Genomic DNA, 24,602 nt, shown 5'->3' on the forward strand with positions numbered 1-24,602 from the left:
CCTCATTTAGCTGAAATGCAAGAAACAAGTTACTGTGCAGTAACTCACCGAGCGAAAACCACTGGAATTTAGCTGAAAACCCTGAGAGTTTCTTGCTAACCGCTGAAAATAGCGCGCCCGTGTACGCAGTGCGCTCCAACAAGGAATACGGTAGAGGTAGACGTTTTTTCGTTGATGACTCTAACGCATCAAACGATTGTTACTTCGTCGCGTCCGTGAACGGCGCGACAGCCCCGACACAAAGGCTAAATTTTGAACGGCAATGCCACTTTTAAACACCACAATGTGGCCCTCTTGGCGGTAAACAGCGTACTTGCACCTGAGGTCATGAGTTCGGCAGAATTCGACGAGCGCCTGGCCCCTAGCCTCAAGCGTCTGCGCCTCTCCAAAAAGCTGCTTGAACGAGTGTCGGGTGTCAAAGAACGCCGCTGGTGGTCCGAAGGCATGGAATTTGATGATGCGGCGATTCTCGCTGGCAAGAAAGCGCTGGCTCAGGCCGGCGTTGAACCAGGCCAAATCGGCCTCCTGATCAACACTTCGGTGACCCGACGCAACCTAGAGCCTTCGGTAGCCTCAAAGGTTCACAACGGATTGGGCCTGCCGTCCTCCGCCATGAACTTCGATGTGGCCAACGCCTGCCTAGGGTTCGTCAACGGTATGAGCCTGGCTGCAAACATGATTGATTCCGGACAGATCAAGTACGCGCTGATCGTGGCCGGTGAAGATTCCCGGCCCACCCAGGAGACGACGTTCCAGCGCCTCAACGCCGAGAACTCCACCCGTGAAGACTACATGCGCGAATTTGCAACTCTGACTCTGGGCTCCGGCGCGGCTGCCGCCGTCATTGGACCGGCGGATGTTCACCCTGACGGACACCGCATTCTCGGCGGGGTTTCCCGCGCAGGAACCGAGCACCACGAGCTTTGTGTCGGCGGTCCGACCGGCATGTACACCGACACCAAAGGCCTGCTGGACAACGGCTTGGAGTTGGTAGTTGATGCTTGGGATGAAGCACACCATTCCGGCTGGGACTGGAAGTCCATGGACCGTTACGTCACCCACCAGGTCTCGAAGTCCTACACCAGCGCCATTATCAAAGCCGTGGGCCTAGTAAAGGACCGAGTGCCGATCACCTTCTCCAAATGGGGCAACGTGGGGCCTGCTTCCCTGCCAATGACCTTGTCGCAGGAGGCCGACTCGTTAAAGCCTGGTGACCGCGTGCTCTGCATGGGCGTCGGCTCAGGACTGAACACCGCGATGATGGAGATCGCCTGGTGACCGAGATCTTTCCCGGCGTAGATGCAAAATACTCGGGCTACCTAGACGTCCCTTCTACTTCGGAGATAGACGATCCAGGAACCACCCACCTGTGGCATTTGCTGGACAACGAAGAAGAACTCATCGCGCGTGGTATCCACCCGGCCGGCACCCTGGTGTGCGTGCACGGCAATCCCACATGGTCCTACCTGTGGCGCAGCCTGCTGAGCCACGTTTCGGACAACGCCTTGCCGTGGCGTGTCATCGCCGTAGACCAGCTTGATATGGGATTCTCTGCCCGCACCGGGAAGTTCCGTCGGCTGGCCGATCGAGTCAACGACCTAGGCGATTTGATCGACGGCCTCGGACTCAACGGCAAGGTCACCACGGTTGGCCACGACTGGGGAGGAATCATTTCCCTGGGCTGGGCCGTAGCCCACCAAGAGCAGCTGGCGAACGTAATCCTTACCAACACCGCCGTACACCCTGCGGGCTTCGAGCTACCAGCCGCCCTGCGTTTGGCTTCGAACCCTGCAGTCCATGGGTGGGGCACCAAGAGCACTGACGCATTCCTTCGAGTGACTCATTCGCTGGCTCAGCCGGCCTTAGAGGCAGACGTCCGCAAGGCATTCATGGCTCCCTACACCAGCGCGGACAAGCGCACAGGCGTCGCAAACTTCGTAGCGGATATTCCTTTTAGCGAAGATCACCCGAGCCGTCCTGCATTGGAGGAGATCTCCGACGCAATTCGCTCGCTCTCCGTTCCGGCGCTCATGCTGTGGGGCCCTAAGGACCCGGTGTTCTCCGATCGCTACCTAAGAGATCTGATGGGCCGTCTGCCCCACGCTCAGGTGCACCGTTTCGAAGGCGCCAGCCACCTGTTGCCTGAAGACCGCGATATCGCCTCCCCCATTTTTAATTGGTTGGGCGCCGAACGGGATTCTAAGAACTCCTCACGCGCCACCGCCCTGAGCGACTACCGTCCGATGCTCGCCGAGCTGGATTCACGCACAGATGACCACAGCATTGCGGTAGTGGATATCAATCCCCCGCGCTCCCTGTCCTGGTCTGAGCTCGGCGAACGGGTCAATGCTCTCGCAGCTGGCCTCTCGCAGATTGGTGTCACCGCCGGATCCAGAGTTAATCTTTTGGTGCCTCCCGGCATCGAATTGACTTCGCTGATTTACGCTTGCCTGCGTCTGGGCGCGGTCATTGTGGTGGCAGATGCAGGCCTGGGCACCAAGGGCTTGGGACGTGCCATCAAGGGGGCCGGCCCTAGTTTCCTTATCGGGATCGATCGTGCACTCGTGGGCGCCAGATTCTTTGGCTGGCCCGGCACCCGAATTGCCGTGGAAAACTTGCCGGCCACCAAGCGCAAACTCCTCGGGGTGGCACATACCGTCCCCGAGCTGCTCGAGTCCGGTAATTCCGCTGCCCACGATGCGCCGACATTTGGCGAAGCCGACCCGGATGCCGATGCCGCGGTACTCTTCACCTCCGGGTCCACCGGCCCGGCCAAAGGTGTGGTCTACACGCACCGGCAATTGGCTGCCATGCGGGACACCCTGCGCGAAACGTACAACCTCAAGGCTGGCTCCGCTCTGGTGGCCGGATTTGCGCCATTCGCACTTCTGGGCCCAGCCTTGGGCGCAACCTCGGTCACCCCCGATATGGATGTTACGGCACCGCGCACCCTGACCGCCGCGGCGCTGGCGGATGCAGCCTTAGCCGTCGACGCAACCACCGTCTTCGCGTCTCCTGCCGCCTTAGCGAATGTGCTGGAAACTGAAGACGCCCTAGACGGACCCCAACGCAAGATCCTCGAAAATGTCTCCCTGATGCTCTCGGCCGGAGCACCGATTCCAGAGCCTTTGCTGGCCAGGGTCCAGAGCCTGGTGCCCAATGCCCGGGTGCATACCCCGTATGGGATGACCGAGGCGCTTCCCGTGACCGACATTGATTTGGCAGGTATTCGTGCCGCTGGATCAGGGAACGGAGTATGCGTTGGCACTGCGGTGGCGGGGGCTCAAGTAGCTATTGCACCGCTTGGTTCCGATGGCCAAGCGGGCAACGAACCATTGGAAGAACCAAACCTCACCGGTGAAATTCTGGTGCGCGCACCCCACGTGAAGGACCGCTACGACAGGCTCTGGATCACCGAGCAGGTTAGCACCTCCATTCCTGGCTGGCACCGCACCGGAGACGTGGGGCATCTCGATGACCAGGGACGACTATGGGTCGAAGGCCGTCTCGGCCATGTGCTGCACACCGCCACGGGCTCGAAAACACCTGTGGCAGCGGAGCAAGCAGCCGAATCTGTAGCCGGCGCCGGACGAGCTGCAGTGGTCGGTGTCGGACCAGCAGGGACTCAAGCCGCCGTAGTGGTGATGGAAACCGTCCCACCGGCCCGCCGCGCGGCTCCAGCCCCGGTGGCATTTGCCCACGCGGTGCGCACTGCGGTGGAACGAACCGGGCTGGAAATTTCGGCTGTACTCGTAGTCCCGGATCTGCCAACCGACATTAGGCACAATTCCAAGATTGACCGTGCGGCTCTGGCAGGCTGGGCGGCGACCACACTGGCCGGCGGAAGGATCGGCAAGCCATGAGTGAAAAGCAAAGTTCCGCGCCAACCCGTCGCGTCCTAGTCACCGGCGCCAGCGGAATGCTTGGCGGCGCCGTAGCAGAGCTGCTACGCACCCAAGGCCATCATGTCCGGACTTTCCAACGCAGACCATCGCAGGGAGCCACGGACGACGTGTTGGGTTCGCTTACGGATTCTGAGGCAGTAGGGCAAGCAACCGAGGGTATGGATGCCGTCATCCATCTGGCGGCCAAGGTTTCATTCACCGGTGCATGGCAAGAATTTGTCGACACGAATATCAATGGAACCAATAATCTGCTCAGGGCTTCCAAAGAAGCCGGAATCAAAGACTTCGTTTTTGTTTCTTCCCCTTCGGTGGCGCACTTCGGAGAACCGTTGGCCGGCGCAACCGCCGGTGCGGCCGATCCTGAGCGGGCCCGCGGAAATTACGCGCGGTCCAAAGCGGCGGCGGAGCTCAATGCTCTTGCCCAAGATTCGGATGGCTTCCGTGTAGCGGCGATCAGACCCCACGTGGTCTGGGGTCCCGGCGACACGCAGCTGGTTGAGCGGGTCATTCAGCGAGCAAAAGCCGGACGACTACCGCTGCTGGATCATGGGGCCGCGCTCATTGACACCACATACATCGACAATGCGGCCACGGCGATTGTCCGTGGCCTCGAGCGCATGGAGTTTGCTCACGGTCGTGCCCTGGTAGTTACCAATGGTGAGCCGCGCCCAGTGGGCGAGCTCATTGCAGGGATCTGCCAAGCGGGCGGCGCACCGGCCCCCCGGCTAAACGTTCCGGGATGGCTTGCACGCGGTGCGGGGTCGGTCATTGAACGCCTCTGGCTTGCGGCTGGCGCCAAGAATCTTGTACACGACGAGCCGCCAATGACTCGGTTCCTTGCGGAGCAGTTGTCAACCGCGCACTGGTTTGACCAGCGCGAAACGCACGAAATCTTGGATTGGAAACCTGAAGTAACCATCACTGAGGGATTGCAAAGACTCGCTTCCCACTACGTTGAGCTTGATCGATAGATTTTTGGAAAATAGCTACAGAATAGTCTCTTCAGCCCGGAAGGCACTCCTGGATGGCTCGAAACGTTCTACTGCTTCTGCGACCCGGACCTGGAGGATTACTTCGAGATGATCCCCGAACCAGAATTAGCGTGCGTCCGAATGTGGTGCGCTCAGCAGATACCTGAGAGTGTCCACGATCGCTTACAGCTAGTATGCGAGGAAGCACCACATCACGTCACCATTCTTGAGTCACGACCCCCATGGGATGGCCGCGGAGACTGGATACGATCACCCATTGCTAGACTCCGATACGTCAGTTCAACAGGTTTGTGGAGCCTATATTGGCGTGACCGCAACTTGAAATTTCACAAATACGAGATGCTGGGTCCGACTGCCGCAGTTCAAGAAATTCTGGATTTTCTGTCCGGCAGCCAGGACCCAATCTTCTTCGGATAAGCGTTCATTAACAGTCGGCTATGTCGCTCCTCAATCAGCAGATCGGGGTGGCCCTGAAATACAAACTGTCAGCATTGATACCATGCGAAATGAGTTCTGAAACTGCCCAGCATGCTGCATGTTCTTGGTGGGGCTGAGCCGGCCACGGAGCAACTGCTCCTGCGGCAACTGCGCAGAATTCCGAAAAAGGCGCATGTCAGGAAACCTTGATTCACTCTTTCTTGCAGTGGCAGTACTCTGCGCTAAGTTGATTCAATGAGCAATAAGATTTCTTATCAGGGTGAAGCCGGATCGAACTCAAACATCGCTTGCACCGAGAGGTTCCCCGATATGGAAGCCGTCCCGTGCGCCAGCTTCGAGGATGCGTTTGCGATGGTCGAAAGTGGCGCGGCAGAGCTCGCCATGATTCCAATAGAGAATTCCATTGCCGGTCGCGTTGCCGATATCCATGTATTGCTCCCGGAATCTGACCTCCAAATCGTTGGAGAGCATTACCTCAGAATCCGTTTCGACCTACTCGGAATTCCCGGTAGCAGCATCGAAGCCGCCACCGAGGTCCACAGCCACATCCACGCGCTAGGCCAGTGCCGACGTTTGATCCGCGAACATCAGCTGACCCCTGTCATCGCCGGGGATACGGCAGGGTCCGCCCGCGAGATCCGGGATTGGAATGACCCTCGAAAATTGTCGTTGGCCCCGCCGATGGCCGCAGAACTTTACGGACTTGAGGTCCTGTCCAGCGGGGTCGAAGACGACCCCACGAATATGACCAGATTCGTTGTGCTAGCCCGTAAACAAGCACTGCCCACCCGAGCACAACTGCCCGATGACGTCATCACGAGCTTGGTTTTCCAAGTACGCAACGTACCCAGTGCGCTGTACAAGGCACTTGGTGGATTCGCGACAAATGGCGTGAACCTCACTCGTATGGAAAGCTACATGGTCGGCTCCACTTTCGCCGCGACCACCTTCATGGTTGATATAGAAGGGCACCCGGAAGATCTGCCCGTTCGGCTTGCGCTAGAAGAACTGGATTTCTTCACTTGGGAGATCAAAACCCTCGGAACCTACGCGGCCAGCGAGCACCGACATGCCGGTTCTGCTTCATTCATCTAATGCTGCAGCGCCCCGCGACAACGCGCTGGAACTCACCGTTATCCCACGCGTCAATTCAGCCCTTCCCAGCTGGTCCGATGCACATCGTCATCGGATTGGTCTCGGTTCGCTACTACCGGTTCAGAGCTATTCATGAGCCTCTGCTTGGTTAGATTCCTGGATTGAATGTTGGTCGGCAACCTCTGTGACTCGGCGCCGGCACGCTGGTGGATACACCAGATTCGTCGGTACTGAAGAACCGCTAATCGCAGCGTTCGTGGTCCACAGCGCAAAAGTGTTTTCCACCAGCGAAGCCCCTCCGCCGTATCGATCCGCGTTCAGTAGCACTTCATCAGCTTCCCTTCCAGTCCAATGGACAAGGAGGGAGGCTGGCCTTTTCTAGTCCCAAAACCCAAGACTGCGTGCGCAAAGTAAGAACTGCGGGCAACTCATTTTGACCGGCTTTCAGCCGCCGACTGGGCTTGGCTCGTAGGGGCAGCTTAACTCTTGCCGTGCCTCAAAACAGCGTCTATATCTACCTGGTGCATGTTCCCTGTCCGTCGGTTTCCCGGTCAATAGAATCGGCAGCTGGTAAACTCGGTAACGATGCCCTTTGGAACAGGGCAGTTTTTCCTCGATATGTGAACGCTTTTTATGCGTGACTGGTCGACTGGTTTAGAGCATTTTGTTGATTCGCGTAGCACGCACGAACCCACTATCGGGATCCGGAGCAGCGCGCGAAACTTGAATAAGGCTTAACAAGCCGGAGAGGTATGTTTGACTCAACGCGTCGCCATCATTGGAGCAGGACCCAGCGGCATCGCCCAGCTGCGGGCATTCGATTCTGCCAAGAAGTCAGGGCGTGAAATCCCCGAGATCACCTGCTTTGAGAAGCAAGATGATTGGGGAGGCCAGTGGAACTACAACTGGCGCACCGGCATCGACAAGAACGGCGAACCGGTGCATTCGAGCATGTACCGCAACTTGTGGTCCAACGGCCCCAAGGAAGCCTTGGAATTCGCCGAATATACCTTCGACGAGCATTTCGGCCGCCCAATTTCTTCCTACCCACCGCGTGCCGTGCTGTGGGATTACATCAATGGCCGCGCAGAGAAGTCTGACGTCAAGAAGTACGTCCGCTTTGCCACCGTAGTGCGCTGGGTCGATTACGACGAGACCACCAAGCTATTCACCGTCACCAGCGAAGACCTGCAGACCGGCCAGACGGAAAAGAACGATTTTGATCATGTCATTGTCGGCACCGGTCACTTCAGCTTCCCGAATGTTCCAGATTTCAAGGGAATCGAAAGTTTTCCCGGCGAGCTCATGCACGCCCATGACTTCCGTGGGGCCGAGCGATTTGCAGGCAAAGACGTTCTGCTGATCGGTGCGAGCTACTCGGCCGAAGACATTGGCGTCCAGTCCTTCAAGATGGGTGCACGCTCGGTGACCTACAGCTACCGCACGGCCCCAATGGGATTCGATTGGCCAGAAGGCATCGAAGAGCTCCCCCTCATCGACCGATTCGAAGGGTCCACTGCACATTTCAGCAATGGTGTCTCCCGCAAATTTGATGCTGTTGTCTTGTGTACAGGGTATCTGCACCATTACCCCTTCTTGCCCTCGGACCTTGCGCTTGATTCTCCGAACAACGTCTACCCGGACACTCTGTACCGTGGCGTGGTTTCCGAGAACAACAGCCAGCTTTACTACCTAGGTGCCCAGGATCAATGGTTCACCTTCAACATGTTCGATGCGCAGGCTTGGTATGTCCGTGATCTGGTTTTGGGAGAAGCCGCGGTCCCTTCAGCGTCCGAACAGCGTGCAAGCATAGATGCGTGGCTGGAGCGATTCAATGCAATCGAGACCGCGGAAGATGAAGTGAAGTTCCAGGCGGACTACATTCGCGACCTCATCGAGCAGACGGACTATCCGATGTTCGATCTGGATGAAGTCACCCGGACTTTCATGGCATGGAAGAACGACAAGAAGAAGAACATCATGACCTACCGCAATAAGGTTTATCGCTCGGTCATGACCGGCACCATGGCCGCTGAGCACCACACGCCGTGGCTCGGCGAGCTGGACGATAGCTACCAGCGCTACATGTCATCCCCGCAGGAAGAAAAGCTCGAAGACCTCACGGCGCTTGAGAAAGCCAATGCCCGTAACGACTAGCCAAAATCTGGCTTGATTATTCAGCTGTTAAGGGCCTATTGCCCTGTGCCGATTTTTCGGCACAGGGCAATACGTATATATCCCGTCGTCGTTTCATAGCCGAAGCCAATAGGCATTCGGGATGATTGGCGGAACGTTCGAATGCTCCCAGTGCCAAGTTGCGAAAGTTGCATCCAGATTCCGCAATGCTCCCGTGTAATCAGGAGACCGGAGGATTTAGTTTCCAGTATGCCAGCCGAGGCAGTTCCTTGCTGAAGTCCGGTGGGCATAACCTCATTTGCGCCCTGGAATGTGAAAAGCCCCTTTATTCGGCCGAAGGTCCGATTTCAGTTCAGTTGGACGGCAATAGCCTCGTCGCTAGAAAAGCAACATCTAGCTTTTCCACGAATACCGTCGCTCGGGTCTGCCCACTCCCCCGTATCGCAGATTCACCTGAGCCAGGTTCTCTTCGGCCAAGTACTCCAGATACCGGCGAGCGCTCACCCGCGAGGTGCCGAGCTTCTCGGCGGTTTCGGTGGCGGAGATGGGATTAGTGGCTTCCTTGACGATGTTTTCCACGAGTGCCAGCGTTTCAGCGCTGCAGCCTTTGGGCAGGGGGCGTCGGTTCTGCCCGCTCAGTCCGAAGAGCCGGTTCACGTCTGCCTGTTCCAGTTCTTGATCTGCCTCTTGCAGCGGCTGGTAAGTTTTCGAATAGTGCTCCAGCCGTTCGCGAAGATCTTCGCGGGAGAACGGCTTCATCAGGTAGTGGACGATTCCGCCCCTTAAAGCACGGCGGACGGTGTCCATTTCTCGGGCCGCGCTAATGACGATGACATCTAAGTCCGGCTGTACTTCGCGTAGCCGTTGGAGCAGGTCGAGCCCGTTCATATCGGGTAGGTGGATATCTAGCAACGCGAGATCTGGCGAGAGTGCGGTTACGGCTTTGATCGCGTCGTTGGCCGAGTGGGCTACTCCCACAACCGAGAATCCCGGCTCGTTATTGACGAACCCGGAGTGCACCTTGGCGACCATGAAGTCATCATCGATCACCAGTACTTTGATCACGAGTTGTTCCCTACTTCCTGAGTGTGGCGGTGAAACGCGCACCGTGGTCATTGACCGCTTGGACGTCCCCGGCGCGGCGACGGCAGACCAGTCTGGTTAAAGCCAGCCCGAATCCCCTTCCCCCGGAGACGGTCGTGTCTTTGGTGGAGAATCCCTGGGTAAAGATTTCATCGATCGCCGCGTCATCTACCCCCGAACCATTGTCGCCCACCACAACGGTAATTTGCGTATCGCTTTCTGCAATGCGTAGTTCGATGCGTGGTTGGCTCACCGCTGATACCGCGTCTATGGCGTTGTCTACGAGGTTTCCGATAACGGTGGTCAAGTCCCGAGCAAGTTGGTCATCATTGCGGCCCAGGTTGGAGTCCTCTGTAACGGTGAGTTGAATACCGCGTTCGGTCGCAACGCTGGCCTTGGCAATGAGCAAGGCGGCTATGGTTGGTTCGGTGATTCGCGCTGCGACATCTTCAAAGAGTTTGCTGCGGCTGAAGCTCACCCCGTCAATGAATCCAACGACTTCGTCATACTCGCCTAATTGAATGAGTCCGGAGATCGCGTGGAGCTGATTGGCGAACTCGTGGGTTTGGGCTCGGAGCATGTCCGACGTTGCTTTGCTATCTCCGAGTTCTTGCTCCAAGAGGGTCAGCTCGGTTCGATCGCGGAAAGTGGTCACCGAGCCAAGGTCCCTGCCCGCGGTCATCACTGGCATGCGGTTGAAGACCAGCACTCGTTCGGCGATGAGGAATTGCCGGTCTGCCTGTTGCTGTTGCGTGGTTAGAGCACGAGTAACCTGCGGTGCCACCTCCAGCTGGTCAAGGGTTTGTCCCACGCAGTTATTGGGTAGTTGCAACAACTCTATGGCGATGTCGTTGGCGAGCATGACCCGGTGATCCGGGGAGACAGAAATGATCCCCTCTTTCACTCCGTGCAGTAAGGCTTCACGGTGTTCGAAGAGTTCAGAAATTTCTCTTGGTTCCATGCCGCGGGTTTGGCGCTTGACACGTCTGGACAGGAGCACCGAGCCGGTGGCCCCCAAGAAAAGTGAGATGAGGAGGGTGAATAGTGCGTTGGGCGCGATTTCACGAATGACAGCCTGCGTTGAAGGGTATTTTTGCCCTGTGCTCACAATCCCCACCATCGACCCGTCATCGTCCAAGACAGGCACTTGAGCAATCAACACGTGCTTCCCCTTGCGCCAGATATCGCCGGTCCAACCCCGTCCTTCGGTGATCTGAGACTCGGGCTGAAGAATTGAGGTGCCCACCTCGTCGGGAAAGCTGGACGTGATCGCCTCACCGCTAGGATCCGCAATTGTGACAAATTGCAGGCCCGAGATACTGCGTACAGATTCGGCCATGGCCGGCAGCGCGGACCCCATTTCCGGTTCGGCACCCGGGAGGAGAACCCGCAAGAGCGGATTGGCCGCTAGCGATTCTGCTGCGGAAAGGCTGCGCCGGCCTTCTTCTTTTTCAAAGGTATTCGTTGCCTGGGTAATTGAGACCACCACAAATCCGGTGACCACTACGCCAATGATCAGCAACTGCAATATGAGGTACTGCCCGGCGAGGGACATCCTGTTGGCGAATAGTTCGCTGGGCCAGTCTCTTGCAGTCTTCACTGCCCCTCCTTACCCGTCATCTGCTGTCCTTGCAGATGTTTCCCCTACGGCACAGCTATTGCAGTGCACCCGGCAACTTTACCGAAGTTTCGGATGAGCCAGCTCACAATTTTTGGTTACACAATGAACAGTATTTTCTTTGCGTACGCAAGCGTGACCTGCCTCACTCACCTGCTTAGTGTTGAACTATTCGCACCCCAATGAAGGCAAAGGCTGAATCCATGAAAACTTTCAAGTCCCTCCGCATGCTGACAGCGGTAGCCGCCGCTGCAACGCTCGCACTGACCGCAACGGGTTGCGGCGTCACCAGCTCTAGCAGCGACCCTAGCGCCTCCGGCTCCGCCGCAAGCGGCCCACTCGAGGGCCTGCGCATCATGGTTCCAAATACCGCAGGTGGCGGCTATGACACCACCGCTCGCGTGGCAGCGCAAGTCATGGATGACGCAGCAATCGCCTCAAATCTCGAAGTCTTCAACCTTGCCGGCGCTGGCGGCACCGTTGGTCTTGCCCGAATCGTCAACGAAAAAGGCAACGGAGACCTAGGGATGCTCATGGGCCTGGGCGTGGTGGGCGCAAGCTACACCAATGAATCAGAAGCCAAGCTGACCGAGACCACCCCGATTGCAAAGCTCATCGAAGAGCCGGGCGCAATCATGGTGTCCAAGGATTCCCCATACAAGACCATTGATGATCTTGTAGCTGCGTGGAAGAAGGATCCAGGGAAGCTCTCGGTCGGTGGCGGCTCGTCGCCGGGTGGACCCGACCACCTGCTGCCGATGCAGCTGGCCGAAGCCGTAGGAATTGATCCCAAGGACGTGAACTTCGTGTCCTATGACGGCGGTGGCGATCTGCTCCCAGCCATCTTGGGGAACAAGCTCGATTTCGCAGCTTCCGGCGCCGGCGAGTACATGCAGCAGATCGAAGAAGGCTCCGTTCGCGTCCTGGCGACCAGTGGCGAAGAACGTCTGGAAGGTGTTGATTCACCAACCTTGCAGGAGTCCGATATTGACTTGGTCTTCTCCAACTGGCGCGGCCTGGTAGCGCCACCGGAGATCTCGGATGAGGACAAGGCGAAGTGGACCGAGGCGGTCACCAAGATGCACGACTCCGAAGAATGGCAGACAGCTCTGGAAACCAACGGTTGGACCGACGCGTTCATGACGGGCGACGAGTTCTCGACCTTCCTCACCGAGCAGGACGAGCGTGTAGCTACCGTGCTCAAGACCCTGGGTCTGGCGTGAGCCAAGTAACCACAGTGAAAAAGAAGCGCGTCGAACTCCTGTTCGCCGCGTTTCTTTTTCTGGTGGGAATCATTGTGTTCGTTGATGCGTCGCAGTTGCATGTGACGTACTCCCAGTCCGACGTGGTGGGTCCCAAGGCCCTGCCTTATGGGGTTGCGGGAATCCTGGTACTTTCTTCCATTGCTCTGGCTATTACCGTGCTCCGCGGAAACCTCGCCGAGGGCGAGGAAGGCGAAGACGTTGACCTTAGCCAGCCTTCGGACTGGAAGGTTGTCCTTCCGCTACTGGCAGTATTTGTGGTCAACATCTTATTGATCAACACAGCCGGCTGGGTCATCTCGGGAACCATTCTGTTCTTCGGCGCAGCTATTTCTTTGGGTAGCCGGCGCTACGTACTGACGTTGCTAATCTCAATCGCTATGTCGCTTGGTACCTTTTACGGCTTCTACTTGGGCTTGGGTATCAAGCTGCCAGCCGGAATTCTTTCGGGGGTGCTGTAGTTGGAAACATTAAATCTATTGATGGATGGTTTCGCTTCGGCGCTTACTCCCGTCAACTTGCTCTTTGCACTGGTTGGCGTGATCTTAGGGACGGCCGTAGGTGTCCTGCCCGGGATTGGCCCAGCCATGGCCGTAGCACTGTTGCTGCCGGTCACTTATGGCATGGAAACCTCTAGCTCCCTCATCATGTTTGCCGGCATTTACTATGGCGGCATGTACGGCGGCTCGACCACCTCTATCCTGCTCAATACACCGGGCGAATCTTCCACGGTTATCACGGCCATCGAGGGCCACAAGATGGCCAAGGCTGGACGTGCTTCCCAAGCGTTGGCCACCGCTGCCATCGGCTCGTTTGTTGCAGGCACCATCGGCACCGCCTTGCTAGTGACCGTGGCACCGTTTGTGGTGAAGTTCGCGGTAAGCCTTGGCGCTCCGAGTTATTTCGCCATCATGGTTCTCGCCCTGGTTACGGTTACCGCGGTTCTCGGGTCTTCAAAGATCCGTGGTTTCGCAGCTCTTGGCCTTGGCCTGGCCATTGGCTTGGTCGGCATGGACCCGGTTTCTGGGCAGAGCCGTCTGACCTTTGGCTTCGCTCCACTGATTGATGGCATGGATATCGTGGTGGTTGCCGTGGCGATCTTCGCTATCGGCGAGGCGCTATGGATCGCAGCTCACCTCCGGCGCAATCCTGCACGCACGATTCCGGTCGGACGCCCTTGGATGGGTAAGGAAGATTGTAAGCGCTCATGGAAGCCATGGCTGCGCGGCACCGCTTATGGGTTCCCGTTCGGTGCATTGCCCGCTGGCGGCGCCGAAGTTCCAACTTTCCTCTCCTACGTGACCGAGAAGAAGCTTTCCAAGCACCCGGAGGAATTCGGACACGGTGCCATCGAGGGTGTGGCAGGTCCAGAGGCCGCGAACAACGCTTCGGCCGCCGGTACTCTGACACCGATGCTGGCGTTGGGACTGCCGACAAACGCCACCGCAGCCGTCATGCTCGCATTCTTGACCATGAAGGGCATCCAGCCGGGTCCCCTGCTCTTTGAAAATGAACCAGACCTGGTTTGGGCACTAATTGCCAGTCTGTTCATTGGCAACACGCTGTTGCTGCTGCTCAACCTTCCGCTGGCACCGTTGTGGGCGAAGCTGCTGAAGATCCCGCGTCCGTTCTTATACGCAGGCATTCTGTTTTTCGCCACTTTGGGCGCGTTCTCGGTGAACATGCAGACCGCGGACTTGTGGCTACTACTATTGCTCGGCCTGCTGGGCTTTGCCTTGCGCCGCTTTGGGCTGCCGATCCTCCCGTTGGTCCTCGGCGTGATCATTGGTCCCATGGCAGAACAACAACTGCGTAAGTCATTCCAGCTCAGTGCTGGTGAGATCTCCGGGCTCTGGAGTGAGCCGGTAGCGGTGACGATCTACATCATCATTGCCATCTTGCTGCTCATCCCAACGATCCTCAACATGATTCGCAAGGCACGAGGCGGCACCTCCGAGCTCACCGCAGGCTTAGCCGCCGGCGGAGCCATCAGCGAAGACGAGTTGGAAAAGACCGAAGCCGGCCTGTCAACCGGAGCACGTCACTCGGCAGAAGACGAGCAGGACGGAAAGGACAAATCATGACAATTGTTGTCGGTTATCTCCCCTCCCCACAGGGTGAAGCGGCTCTAGACCAGGCAATCGTCGAGGCACAACGCGTGCAGGCTCGACTTGTGGTGGTCAACTCGTCAAAAGGAGATGCATTGGTAGATGATCGACTGATCGATGCCAGGGAATTTCATCTCCTGGAAGAACGCCTCGCTGACGCCGGAATTGAACACTGGATCGAACGCTCTGCCCAGGGACGCGATGCAGCGGACGAGGTTCTGCGAGTCGCCGAAGCGCAACGAGCGCAACTCATCGTCATCGGACTGCGCAAACGCACCACGGTAGGCAAGTTCATTATGGGCAGCACCGCGCAACGCATCCTGATGCAGGCTGGTTGCCCAGTCCTCTCGGTGAAGGCAGACAACGCCTGGCAGTAACACTAGATAACTGAAGCCCGGGCGTGAAAGAGAATCTCTCTTGCACGCCCGGGCTTCAGCGTTCTCCGGCCGCTGCCACGAAACCAACACTAAATCGAAGAAAAGAAACGCCGGGCACGAAAACTTCCGTGCCCGGCATGACCTACTAGCCGTTTAGGACTTGTATGGGTTAGTTGGAGGGGTTGATCCGTCTTCCGGGTCCTGTCGGTTGACCGGACGAGTCGGATCGGCTTGATTTGCCGGGCGGATGTTAGTAGTCGATGGTCCGGCAGGATTTGGCGGAACCATTCCAGTCGACAGCTCGTTTGGTGGCGTTCCACCGGCCAGGCGCACAAGCTCAGACGTATTTTCAGCGGTACGAATCTGCGCGATCAACGATTCCAAGCATGCGCGAGCAAACACGAGGTAGATCAAAACGAAGAGCGGGCCGAGAACTAGCAACACCAGGAGGCCAAAGATGGCGTCTTCGTTGAAGGCCGCGATGGTGAACCCGAGGTAGGACACGACCAGCATGATCATGATCAAGATGTATACGATCTTGATAATTGACGGCGTGACAAATTTACGGAACCCGAAATCAAATAATGCTTTCACTGCGCAGCCAACTTTCTTTCATGGACTCAACTGACTTGTAAGAGGCTACCGCAAACCAAAGGGATTGTCCTGACGCATGACAAACTATTTTCTACTGGGTTGGATAAACAGAAAGTCATCGACAATGTTCATCTTGAGTTTCAGCAGCGTCCAATAGTGTTCAACTAGACGAGAATGGGATACTTATTGGGAACGCCCGCATGAGGCTCAGCCCGCCACCCAGAACAAGGTTCAGAGTCACTTACCAAACATCTTCAAAGTAGCTATCGCAGCCACTGACTAAGCTGCGCCACGTCTCTAGAAAGTCACAGGACTGTTTTGCTAGGCCTTGTCGATTGCTTCTTTCAGCGCAGCAAGAATCAGCGCCACCGAGGTTGGGTTAGCGTTCGGCCCCATCAGACCGATACGCCACACGGTGTTTGCGTACTGTCCGACGCCGCCACCGATTTCGATGTTGAAACGCTCCAGCAGGTAGCCGCGCACCTTGGCCGAGTCCGTCCCTTCTGGAACCTTAACGGTAGTCAGTTGCGGCAGTCGATGGCCTTCGGCGGCAAATAGTTCCAGGCCCATGGCCACTAGACCATCTTGCAACAGCTTGCCAGCTTCCTGATGGCGCGTGGTCACCGCGTCCAGGCCTTCGGCGAGAATCCGGTCGATGCCGGCTTCCAAGGAAGTGACCATGGCAACCGGTGCCGTGTGGTGGTAGGTGCGCCCACCGCCGCTTGCGCCGGTGGCGTATCCACCGAGCAGACCGAGATCCAGGTACCAGGACTGGGGCTTCTGAACGCGGCGTTCGAACGCGCGGTCAGAGATGGTGAATGGTGCCAGACCGGGAGCCACCCCAAGGCATTTCTGGGTTCCGGCGTAGCCGACGTCGATTCCCCACTCGTCTGCCAAGACCGGCATTCCGCCAATGGAAGTCACCGCATCCACAATCAGCAAGGCATCGCCCTTGATCGCGCCGAGTGCGGCAATATCGGAAACCACTCCGGTGCTCGTCTCAGCATGCACGCCAGCAATCACGGTGGGATTCGGGTGTGCCGCGGCGACGCGCTCGGCGTCGATTGGCGTTCCGTACTCGTGGTCCACACGAACCACTTCTGCGCCCACGCGCGAGGCTACCTCGCACATGCGCTCACCAAACAGCCCATTGATGGCAATGACTGCCACATCCCCTGGATTGATGGTATTCACGAAGGCCGCTTCCATGCCGGCGGAACCGGTAGCACTCAGCGGCAAGGTACGAGTGTTCTTGGTTCCCCACAAAGCGCGCAGTCCATCGCCTACGCGGTCCATGCGGGCAATGAAGGCTGGGTCCAGGTGACCAAGTAGGGGAAGCCCCAAGGCTGCAGTTGCTTCCGGATATGGGTTGCAGGGACCTGGGCCGAACAAATGACGTTGTAGAACAGTCGTGCTCATGACTACTCACTCTCCTAGTTGGGGCTGAATGTTGCTTTCAGCCTATCCCCAAGTTACTTCGGAAACGAAAGCAGAATTTCACATGACAGAATTTTCGTCCGCGAGAATGGCGTTGCTCAGATATACAGACCATCAGGGTCAGCACGCATTCCTTACCGCCCGGCACAAAATTTAGCACTGGACTTTAACGCTCAAGGAAGAATTCTCTTTAACGGAGGCTGACTACTATCAGCGAACGCGTAGCCAGCTGGCAACAGCAGCGGTTCTGTTGACACCGAAAGGCAGAGCGGCAGCAGGCACCTGCAAGAGTTGCCTGCCGCCGCACTGCCTTCTGCACGTTACGAATTCGTCGAGCTTTCGCAGGTCAGTTCTGCGCGACGTTTAATGAGAACTCGATGAATCCGTCATCTTCTACGGCAACAAATCCCAAGTTCGGGGCTTCAACACCGAAGTCGGCCCAGGTCATAGGAATCTGTCCGACTAACTGGGCCTGTCCGTCATTGAAGACGGTCTCCACGTCAGTGCTTACCTCAACGGTCCGTCCATTGAGAGTCAGTTCACCGGTCATATTGAAAGTTTGAGCCCCGCCGTCCCGTGACGCAGATACGTCAACTGGTTCGGCAAGGGTGAAGGTTGCTTCAGGGAACTGCCCGGTATCGATGGCAGTAGTCCGGAAGTACTGGTCGCGTCGCTCGGAATCAGTTGAGATGGTATCCACCTGCAGGGCGAGATCCGCTGCGATGAGCTGATCTTCCTGAACTGTGAGAGACCCAGTAATGTCTTCGGTGCGCCCAGTGACTGTCACATTGGCACCGTTGAGAACTTCGTCGAGACGGTAACCTGCGAAGGAACCCGAACCGACGGACCACGTTCCGGAGGTGTCCCCCGCGATCGAATCACTGCCAACTTCCGGCGCACCATTTGACTGTTTCGCCACAGGGGGCTGGGAAAGCGTTGGTACGTCTTCGGCCTGAGCCGAGACGCTGGAGGCATAGATACGGCTGCCAATAAAGACACCCGCAATAATGACTACTACGGCGAAAGCAACAATCCATGCTCGCCGCATCTTTGTGGGTTTCTTCTCGACGGACTGGACTGAATCTGTCTGCTCGGTCATTGCAACTCTCGATTGATCACGCCGTCCTTCGACGACAATTTACTTGACCATTCAATTGTTGCATCATCAATTTTTATCGGTGTGGAATCCAAAGGACTTCACCAAATATCCACAGCCGCTAAACAGGGAATCCGTTTGGAACACCGTTTCTCAGCTTCCGGTGCACTAAAAGGGAAATCCCCGCCTCCCATGAAGGGAAGCGGGGATATTCACACCGAAGCGTGAGACTACTTGCGCAGGCCCAAACGCTCGATCAGCGCACGGTAGCGCTCGATGTTGGTGTTCTTGAGGTAGCCGAGCATACGACGACGGCGACCAACCAGAGCCATCAGGCCGCGGCGGGTGTGGTGATCGTGCTTGTGCATCTTCAGGTGCTCGGTCAGGTCCTTGATACGACGGGACATAACGGCAATCTGAACCTCAGGCGAACCGGTGTCACCCTCGTGGGTGGCGTAAGCCTTGATGATTTCATTCTTTACTGCGGCATCTAATGCCATAACAAACTCCTGGAGTTGGACCGCGTTTCATTCGGTGTGAGCGTCAGACACTCACGACGGCGTCTCGCAACCGCGGACTGCAGCGAGAACCATCGACAATCATATCACCGACGGACCCGTCGACGCGCCCTCCACGCATGGGTGAGATACGGCACCTCGACAATTTGCGCTGCTTCAAAGCCCAGATGCTCACACCAATACCAGCTCAGGTTCTGCTCCACTTTGGCTCTGGTTTCTTCTTTGGAGCGCCGGTAGAAGCTGCGCGAACGAGTCAGTTCCAAGATGCCCTGCAGGTCCAACTCCATCTGCCAATGCCAGATCCCCGATTCCGGGGTGCCGAATTCCTTGCCTAGCGGTGGCGCAATTTCCGGACGGTGCACGTCCCCGGCATGCATGATGCGAGCCAGTCGATGAACCCAAGGCACTTCTACGTCCAGTTGGTTCCAGAGCAAAACAAGCGAGCCATCGTTGCGCAACAATCTGGCGGCTTCGGCGCTTGCAAGAGGCGGATCAACCCAGTGCCAGGCTTGGGCATAGGTGATCAGATCCGCACTATTCTCCGGCATCCCGGTCGCTTCTCCGGAGGCACATACCGTATGCACTTGCGGTGTGCGTTCCTTGAGCACGGCGAGCATGTCTTCGGACGGATCCACCGCCCAGACATCTATCCCCGCCCCGAGGAGCTGTTCGGTGAAAATTCCTGATCCGCAACCGATGTCAATGGCGCGCTCCACGAAATCGCCAGCAACGGTAAATTCCAACGCTTCGCGTGGATAGGCCGGGCGAATTTTGTCGTAGTCCGCGGCCCCAGCCTCATATGCGGAGGCTAGGTCCGCGCGACGTTCGGGTTTCATGGTGAACGCGCGGCGCGGCAGTGAAGGGATTTCCGGCATGTCCCTAGTGGGATTCGGTGGCCAGCACGCTGCGCGCCTGGACCACATCTTCATTCATCTGCTCGATCAGCGCTTCGATGCCACGGTAGGCCACCATGGGGCGCAGATGGGAGATGAACTCAACTACAATTTGCTGGCCATAGAGGTCGAATTCCTCGTAGCCCTCTACGGGGCGATCGATCACGTGGGCCTCAACGACGCGCGAAACACCTTCAAAGGTCGGGTTCGAACCCACCGAGATGGCCGCAGGCCAGCGCACTTCGGCTTCGTCGATCACCCAGCCGGCGTACACGCCATCTGCCGGGATAATACCGGCAGCCTCTGGCGCCAGGTTCGCCGTGGGGAATCCCAGCTCGCGTCCGCGGGCCGCCCCATGGACTACTTCGCCGCGCATCCGGTGCGGACGTCCTAGGATAGCCGCGGCGGCTTCGACGTTGCCTGCCGCCAGTTCTTCGCGGACCCAGGTGGAGGAAAGACGACGCTTATCGCCTACGTCTTCGACACCGATGACATCAAAACCGTATTTTGCGCCCAGCTCGCGCATGAAGTCGAAGTCGCCGGAGTTGCCATGGCCGAAGCGGACGTCGTGGCCCACCACTACTGCCACCGCATTGAGCTTCTCTACGATGATGGAATGCACGAATTCTTCGGCCGACTGTTCGGCGAATTCGAGGGTGTAGTTGATCATTAAAGTTGCATCTAGGCCGACACTGGCCAAGGTGTCGATACGATCTTCCAGACCCATGATGAGCTCGGGAGCAGAGTCAGGGCGGTGCACCTGTGCTGGGTGTGGGTCAAAGGTGATCGCTACCGATTTAGCCGAGCGCCTTTTGGCATGCGAGACCGCAGAATCTAGAACTTCACAATGCCCGAGGTGGACGCCGTCGAAGTTACCAATGGTCACGACAGCGGGAGCCATATCCGTGGGGACTGAGTCCAGGCCCTTCCAATAGTGCACTTTGCTCCTCTTGACTCTGCAACGAAAGATAAATAGTTTACCGAGGTAATTCTTGCACGTCTTTAGACGTGACGCTCATTACGGTTACGGAAGAGCCACCACAAACCAATCAGTGGCAGCACCAGCGGAATATAGCCATAACCCTTGCCGAAGTAGCTCCACACGGAGTCGTGGCCGAAGTGATCAGGTAGCACGAAGGACAGCAATCCAACCACGAGCACGCCCAGCAATTCGAAGCTCACAGCAAACAGGGAGAGCTTCCAAGCGCCTGGCTTAGCCGAGGAGAGAGTAAAGGTAGCGAGGATGTAAACCAGGCCTGCAAGCAACGACAACAGGTAAGCCAGTGGCGCTTCAGAGAAGTCACGGAAGAAAATCTGGTACAGCGCACGCACTGTGGCCGAAAGTGCTAGCACTCCGTAAACGGCGATAATAATGCGGCCCAGCCCGGTGGTTCTTCCGGGACGTGGCGCTTTGTCAACGCCACGAGCTTGCGCCGCTTGTACGATGCGTGAATTACGTGGTTTCTCGCTCATGCAACAACTCCTACGTGCCAGATTTGCTCCATTCGGAACAACATGACAAATGTGATGGCTCCCGAAACGGCCAGTACTGTATTTGCCCAGCGGCTCTTATCGCTGACCGCCCAGAAGAACGCTATCGGCGGCATGATTGCCGCGGTCAGCAAGTAACCCCAGAATTCCCAAGCCTCACCGAGAATAACTTCTCCCCCGGCCTGGCGAATACCCGCAGCTACCGCGTAGACAATCAAGTAAAGCTCGGTTCCTGCAGTGGCGATCAGCGCCCAGTCATCCGGATAACGCCGGATGATGGTGGCAATGATTCCGAGCAACACGGCGAGCGCGCATACGATGGCGCCGGCGATAAAGAAGCCGTTAAGGGCAAACAAGACTGAGCCTTTCTGAAAGTCTCACGAAGAAATGAGTTACTGCTTTCCGGTGAAGACTATTTGGCCGCGAGCTTTCTCGCCCTTGTCTGCAATGAGCGCCACCAGTCCGCCGTCCGGTGCGAAAGCCGCTACGAGCTCACCCTCTGGTAGTTCCATAACATTCTTGGAAGCGGTGATGGTTCGTCCGTAAGAGAGCTCGGAAGCTTCGTCTTCGGTCAATTCGCGGCTTGGGAAGAGCGCAGCCGCAGCCTTGTCGAGCGAGAGGATCTCGAACTCTTCGGCGAGCTGCTCCAAACGCTTCGCTTTTGCGATCGGGTATGGGCCGACCTCGGTGCGACGCAGCGCGGTGAGATGGCCACCAACGTTGAGCGCTTCGCCCAAGTCTCGGGCCAATGCCCGGATGTAAGTCCCTGATGAGCAGGAGACGGTGACGTCTACGTCCAACACCTTGCCACCAACTTCGCGGCTGATTTCATGGATGTCGAAGCGGGAGATGGTGACCGGGCGGGCTTTGAGTTCTACTTGCTCGCCGGCACGGACTCGAGCATAGGAACGCTTGCCGTCTACCTTGATGGCCGAGACCTGGCTTGGGATCTGCTCGATGTCGCCGCGAAGTTTGGAGATTTCACGTTCGATATCCTCGTCGGTCACCGCTGCCGCAATGCGTTCGGAGATGACCTCGCCCTCAGCGTCATCGGTGACGGTGTTCTGTCCCAGACGGATGGTGGCGGTGTAGGTCTTGTCATGTCCCACAATGTAGGTCAGTAGACGTGTTGCCTTATTAACACCGATCACCAGGACACCCGTTGCCATGGGATCAAGGGTGCCAGCATGGCCTACCTTGCGGGTTCCCGCAAGCCGACGGATTCGGCCCACCACATCATGGGAGGTCATTCCCTGATCTTTGTCGACTAGTACGAGGCCCGAGGCCTGCTCTTCAGTATTCTGCCCGGCTTTACTCACGCATACCAGTATAGGCGTTATGGAGACCATGCTTGCGGTGACGCGTGTCATGCAATCACGGCCCTCGTCCCGGAAATCGGCCACGGAAAGAAATCCAACCCAAATTTCATTTCCGGCGCGGCAAGCACAGATCACTCCCTAGCTGAGTTCAGCGGCGGTCAGAGAATCCCTGCTCGAAACGCCGGCACACCGTCGACGGCACCCCATTCTTCCCAATAGATGCTTTGGCCGTCTCCAACCTCAAGCATTCCCTTTTCGGGTGCAAGCTTTTTTGCCACCTGCTAAACCTCTTTCGATTTCTTGGGAAAACGGCCCTTATGCTGATTCCCCTAGGAGCAAAGGGCCGAATGCGCCAGAAGCGGCCCTACAGCGAAGGCCAATTCATTCGGCGGCTTTCCAGCTCTGGCCGGTCCGCGCCGATTAGCGGACAGCCAAGAGCGAGCCGTGAGTTCGTACTTGGCCTTCGTTCCGGGATTCGGATTGGGCCACGGTGAATCCCGCGGCCTCGACATGTGAAGCCAAAAGATCCAAAGGCCAATAGTAGGCGGTGGCAACCGCATGGTCGAAGGGTTCGAGTTTGGGGCCGGTGAAGAACCCCAAGGCAAGGCCGCCGCCGGGGCGAATGCAGCGAGCGAACTCTGCGAGCGCCTCACCGATTAGTTCGGGGATGGTGTGAATCAGTGAATACCAGGCAAGCACGCCGCCCAATGCTTCGGAGCCAACGTGCAAGCTTTCTGCCCGGCCACGTCGGTACCGTTCTTGGGGGTAGTTCCTTTGAGCGATTTTAATGAACTCGGGAACGGGATCTACACCCTCGACGTCAATCCCCAAGGTACTCAAATGATGTGTCCATTGGCCCGGACCGCAACCGACGTCAAGCACTGTGCCCTTGATGCTGCGCGCCCACGTTTCGACAAAAGCCACTTCGGCAGCGGCAGCATGTTCAATGCTGCCGACGGCATCCACATACTGGCTTGCTTTGGCTCCATATGCGGACCTGACGGATTCAAAAGTCATAACGCCACTCTAGATGTTTTGGATCAGAAGGCGTCCAACGTCGTCGCCCCAGAACTTTCCCCGAATAGTTCCGCTCCGTGATCGTTTCCGAAATACGGGCGTGGGCTTTCGAGATGATGGCAAGATATTCGGCATCTTAGGACATATCCGTTAACACTGATCACCGATCCACCGAATATTGCCTTCACCGAAATGGAAGATTTCGTCATGATTGTCTCTGAAATCCGGCTTCTATGTGCGCCCCACCCCCATGAGCGCACAATAGACATGTAGAGTTTTTCCTAGTCGGTGACGTTGCTGCGAAGCACTCGCGATCCGAGAAATTTTCATTTGAAGCGTTGTGCCAGGGCGTCGGATAATCTCCTGAACGTCTGGCAAATAACAGAACCCTCAGAAGGAGACCAGCGTGAAAATCGCCGTCCTGACCAAACAGGTACCTGATACATGGTCGAGCCGTCGCTTGGACCTGCAAACCGGAATGCTCGACCGCGCAGCGGCAGACCTGGTCGCCGATGAGATCTGCGAACGCGCCTGCGAGGTCGCACTCCAAGCGGAAAAGTCATTGGGCGAGGTTGAGGTCATTGCTGTCTCCATGGGAGATGAGAAGGCCGTGCTTGCACTGCGCCGGCTGCTCTCCATGGGTGCGCATTCTGCGGTGCATATCTCCGACCCGGCGCTGGCTGGGTCGGATATGATCTCCACCGCCCGGGTGCTCGCGGCGGCTCTGGCGAAACTCGACGTTGACCTGATCCTTGCAGGCAACGAATCGACCGACGGCAAGGGTGGCATGGTGCCAGCAATGATCGCCGAACTCCTCGACCGTCCGTTGCTGCCCTACGCCGACGAATTGGAAATCAGCGCAAGCGAAGTGACCGGAACCAGCCAGCTGGGCGACACCACCATGAATTTGAGCGTGCAGCTACCCGCCGTCGTCTCGGTGACGGAGAAGTCCGCCGAGCCACGCTTCCCGAACTTCAAGGGAATCCGTGCGGCGAAGACCAAGCCACTGGAAACGTGGACCCTGGCCGACCTCGGCATCGAGGCAGGTCCCGAGGCGGCCCACTTCCGTTCGGTGATGGTCTCTGCGGAGGACCGCCCCGAGCGAGTCGCCGGACCAAAGATTACCGATGACGGAACGGCGGCCACCCAGTTGGCCGACTTCCTGGCCGAGAAGCACTTTATCTAAATCAGCTCGGGCCTTTCCATAATCTTCATCCCCACGA

The 24,602-nt window shown here is 57.4% G+C and carries 23 protein-coding genes; 11 read left to right on the forward strand and 12 right to left on the reverse strand.

What is annotated here, in order from left to right; translation table 11 throughout:
* Window positions 1–252: 252 nt before the first annotated feature.
* The 6 genes from ACT3UA_RS16565 to ACT3UA_RS16590 all read left to right on the forward strand — a co-directional run bounded on the left by ACT3UA_RS16565 (window position 253) and on the right by ACT3UA_RS16590 (window position 8,587).
* Window positions 253–1,278 (forward strand): 3-oxoacyl-ACP synthase III, encoded by a 1,026-nt coding sequence (locus ACT3UA_RS16565; RefSeq protein WP_176484261.1) that lies wholly within the window; start codon window positions 253–255, stop codon window positions 1,276–1,278.
* Window positions 1,272–3,863, forward strand: a complete 2,592-nt coding sequence (locus ACT3UA_RS16570) for an alpha/beta fold hydrolase (protein ID WP_444617481.1) — start codon at window positions 1,272–1,274, stop codon at window positions 3,861–3,863. The genes ACT3UA_RS16565 and ACT3UA_RS16570 overlap by 7 nt, the downstream gene beginning before the upstream one ends.
* Window positions 3,860–4,876 carry an NAD-dependent epimerase/dehydratase family protein gene (locus tag ACT3UA_RS16575; protein ID WP_096288235.1) on the forward strand — a complete coding sequence of 339 codons (1,017 nt, stop codon included), beginning with the start codon at window positions 3,860–3,862 and terminating at the stop codon, window positions 4,874–4,876. The genes ACT3UA_RS16570 and ACT3UA_RS16575 overlap by 4 nt, the downstream gene beginning before the upstream one ends.
* Window positions 4,877–5,017: 141 nt before the next feature.
* On the forward strand, window positions 5,018–5,314 hold the full coding sequence (locus ACT3UA_RS16580; protein WP_444617483.1) for a DUF3024 domain-containing protein: 297 nt from the start codon (window positions 5,018–5,020) through the stop codon (window positions 5,312–5,314).
* A gap of 255 nt (window positions 5,315–5,569) precedes the next feature.
* A complete protein-coding gene (locus tag ACT3UA_RS16585) occupies window positions 5,570–6,430 on the forward strand; it encodes a prephenate dehydratase (RefSeq protein WP_444617433.1) in 861 nt (286 codons plus the stop codon).
* A gap of 756 nt (window positions 6,431–7,186) precedes the next feature.
* Window positions 7,187–8,587 carry a flavin-containing monooxygenase gene (locus ACT3UA_RS16590; protein WP_444617435.1) on the forward strand — a complete coding sequence of 467 codons (1,401 nt, stop codon included), beginning with the start codon at window positions 7,187–7,189 and terminating at the stop codon, window positions 8,585–8,587.
* Between the two features lie 372 nt (window positions 8,588–8,959).
* Here the strand turns inward: ACT3UA_RS16590 and ACT3UA_RS16595 are convergent, their stop codons facing one another.
* Window positions 8,960–9,631 (reverse strand): response regulator, encoded by a 672-nt coding sequence (locus ACT3UA_RS16595; protein WP_444617437.1) that lies wholly within the window; start codon window positions 9,629–9,631, stop codon window positions 8,960–8,962.
* Window positions 9,632–9,641: 10 nt separating this feature from the next.
* Window positions 9,642–11,249, reverse strand: coding sequence for a sensor histidine kinase (locus ACT3UA_RS16600; RefSeq protein WP_444617439.1), 1,608 nt, complete (start codon window positions 11,247–11,249; stop codon window positions 9,642–9,644).
* Window positions 11,250–11,470: 221 nt separating this feature from the next.
* On the opposite strand from ACT3UA_RS16600, the gene ACT3UA_RS16605 reads away from it, so the two are divergent.
* The 4 genes from ACT3UA_RS16605 to ACT3UA_RS16620 are packed head-to-tail and all read left to right on the forward strand — an operon-like array spanning window position 11,471 to window position 15,014.
* Window positions 11,471–12,490 (forward strand): Bug family tripartite tricarboxylate transporter substrate binding protein, encoded by a 1,020-nt coding sequence (locus ACT3UA_RS16605; RefSeq protein WP_444617441.1) that lies wholly within the window; start codon window positions 11,471–11,473, stop codon window positions 12,488–12,490.
* Complete coding sequence (locus ACT3UA_RS16610; protein WP_444617443.1) at window positions 12,487–12,990, forward strand: tripartite tricarboxylate transporter TctB family protein; 504 nt, start codon at window positions 12,487–12,489, stop codon at window positions 12,988–12,990. The genes ACT3UA_RS16605 and ACT3UA_RS16610 overlap by 4 nt, the downstream gene beginning before the upstream one ends.
* Window positions 12,991–13,011: 21 nt before the next feature.
* Entirely contained in the window at window positions 13,012–14,613 is a 1,602-nt protein-coding gene (locus ACT3UA_RS16615) for a tripartite tricarboxylate transporter permease (RefSeq protein WP_444617445.1), read from the forward strand.
* A complete protein-coding gene (locus ACT3UA_RS16620) occupies window positions 14,610–15,014 on the forward strand; it encodes a universal stress protein (RefSeq protein ID WP_444617447.1) in 405 nt (134 codons plus the stop codon). Before ACT3UA_RS16615 ends, ACT3UA_RS16620 begins: the two co-directional genes overlap by 4 nt.
* 153 nt (window positions 15,015–15,167) lie before the next feature.
* On the opposite strand, the gene ACT3UA_RS16625 is transcribed toward ACT3UA_RS16620, so the two are convergent.
* The 10 genes from ACT3UA_RS16625 to ACT3UA_RS16670 form a co-directional block, all read right to left on the reverse strand.
* Window positions 15,168–15,608 (reverse strand): DUF4282 domain-containing protein, encoded by a 441-nt coding sequence (locus ACT3UA_RS16625; protein ID WP_444617449.1) that lies wholly within the window; start codon window positions 15,606–15,608, stop codon window positions 15,168–15,170.
* A 321-nt stretch (window positions 15,609–15,929) separates the two neighbouring features.
* A complete protein-coding gene (locus ACT3UA_RS16630) occupies window positions 15,930–17,027 on the reverse strand; it encodes a pyridoxal-phosphate-dependent aminotransferase family protein (RefSeq protein WP_444617451.1) in 1,098 nt (365 codons plus the stop codon).
* Window positions 17,028–17,391: 364 nt separating this feature from the next.
* Window positions 17,392–18,144 (reverse strand): YceI family protein, encoded by a 753-nt coding sequence (locus ACT3UA_RS16635; protein WP_444617453.1) that lies wholly within the window; start codon window positions 18,142–18,144, stop codon window positions 17,392–17,394.
* A 227-nt stretch (window positions 18,145–18,371) separates the two neighbouring features.
* Window positions 18,372–18,641, reverse strand: a complete 270-nt coding sequence (gene rpsO, locus ACT3UA_RS16640; protein ID WP_096288277.1) for a 30S ribosomal protein S15 — start codon at window positions 18,639–18,641, stop codon at window positions 18,372–18,374.
* Window positions 18,642–18,745: 104 nt separating this feature from the next.
* Entirely contained in the window at window positions 18,746–19,534 is a 789-nt protein-coding gene (locus tag ACT3UA_RS16645; RefSeq protein ID WP_444617455.1) for a class I SAM-dependent methyltransferase, read from the reverse strand.
* Between the two features lie 4 nt (window positions 19,535–19,538).
* Window positions 19,539–20,492, reverse strand: a complete 954-nt coding sequence (locus ACT3UA_RS16650) for a bifunctional riboflavin kinase/FAD synthetase (RefSeq protein ID WP_444617457.1) — start codon at window positions 20,490–20,492, stop codon at window positions 19,539–19,541.
* A 62-nt stretch (window positions 20,493–20,554) separates the two neighbouring features.
* Window positions 20,555–21,025, reverse strand: coding sequence for a hypothetical protein (locus ACT3UA_RS16655; protein WP_096288283.1), 471 nt, complete (start codon window positions 21,023–21,025; stop codon window positions 20,555–20,557).
* On the reverse strand, window positions 21,022–21,399 hold the full coding sequence (locus ACT3UA_RS16660; protein ID WP_444617460.1) for a hypothetical protein: 378 nt from the start codon (window positions 21,397–21,399) through the stop codon (window positions 21,022–21,024). Before ACT3UA_RS16660 ends, ACT3UA_RS16655 begins: the two co-directional genes overlap by 4 nt.
* Window positions 21,400–21,435: 36 nt before the next feature.
* Window positions 21,436–22,362 carry a tRNA pseudouridine(55) synthase TruB gene (truB, locus tag ACT3UA_RS16665; RefSeq protein ID WP_444617462.1) on the reverse strand — a complete coding sequence of 309 codons (927 nt, stop codon included), beginning with the start codon at window positions 22,360–22,362 and terminating at the stop codon, window positions 21,436–21,438.
* Between the two features lie 420 nt (window positions 22,363–22,782).
* A complete protein-coding gene (locus ACT3UA_RS16670) occupies window positions 22,783–23,379 on the reverse strand; it encodes a class I SAM-dependent methyltransferase (protein ID WP_096287268.1) in 597 nt (198 codons plus the stop codon).
* Between the two features lie 406 nt (window positions 23,380–23,785).
* Here ACT3UA_RS16670 and ACT3UA_RS16675 point away from each other — a divergent pair, with 406 nt between their 5' ends.
* Entirely contained in the window at window positions 23,786–24,565 is a 780-nt protein-coding gene (locus tag ACT3UA_RS16675) for an electron transfer flavoprotein subunit beta/FixA family protein (RefSeq protein ID WP_176484216.1), read from the forward strand.
* Window positions 24,566–24,602 lie beyond the last annotated feature (37 nt).

Source organism: Glutamicibacter sp. 363 (assembly GCF_052379505.1).
Classification (GTDB): domain Bacteria; phylum Actinomycetota; class Actinomycetes; order Actinomycetales; family Micrococcaceae; genus Glutamicibacter.

Bases quoted from the DNA above. Each gene is read 5' to 3' on its own strand.
- ACT3UA_RS16575 (WP_096288235.1), top strand. From the start codon at position 3,860: ATGAGTGAAAAGCAAAGTTCCGCGCCAACCCGTCGCGTCCTAGTCACC.
- ACT3UA_RS16580 (WP_444617483.1), top strand. From the start codon at position 5,018: ATGTGGTGCGCTCAGCAGATACCTGAGAGTGTCCACGATCGCTTACAG.
- ACT3UA_RS16585 (WP_444617433.1), top strand. From the start codon at position 5,570: ATGAGCAATAAGATTTCTTATCAGGGTGAAGCCGGATCGAACTCAAAC.
- ACT3UA_RS16605 (WP_444617441.1), top strand. From the start codon at position 11,471: ATGAAAACTTTCAAGTCCCTCCGCATGCTGACAGCGGTAGCCGCCGCT.
- ACT3UA_RS16615 (WP_444617445.1), top strand. From the start codon at position 13,012: ATGGATGGTTTCGCTTCGGCGCTTACTCCCGTCAACTTGCTCTTTGCA.
- ACT3UA_RS16620 (WP_444617447.1), top strand. From the start codon at position 14,610: ATGACAATTGTTGTCGGTTATCTCCCCTCCCCACAGGGTGAAGCGGCT.
- ACT3UA_RS16630 (WP_444617451.1), bottom strand. From the start codon at position 17,027: ATGAGCACGACTGTTCTACAACGTCATTTGTTCGGCCCAGGTCCCTGC.
- ACT3UA_RS16635 (WP_444617453.1), bottom strand. From the start codon at position 18,144: ATGACCGAGCAGACAGATTCAGTCCAGTCCGTCGAGAAGAAACCCACA.
- rpsO (WP_096288277.1), bottom strand. From the start codon at position 18,641: ATGGCATTAGATGCCGCAGTAAAGAATGAAATCATCAAGGCTTACGCC.
- ACT3UA_RS16645 (WP_444617455.1), bottom strand. From the start codon at position 19,534: ATGCCGGAAATCCCTTCACTGCCGCGCCGCGCGTTCACCATGAAACCC.
- ACT3UA_RS16655 (WP_096288283.1), bottom strand. From the start codon at position 21,025: ATGAGCGAGAAACCACGTAATTCACGCATCGTACAAGCGGCGCAAGCT.
- ACT3UA_RS16670 (WP_096287268.1), bottom strand. From the start codon at position 23,379: ATGACTTTTGAATCCGTCAGGTCCGCATATGGAGCCAAAGCAAGCCAG.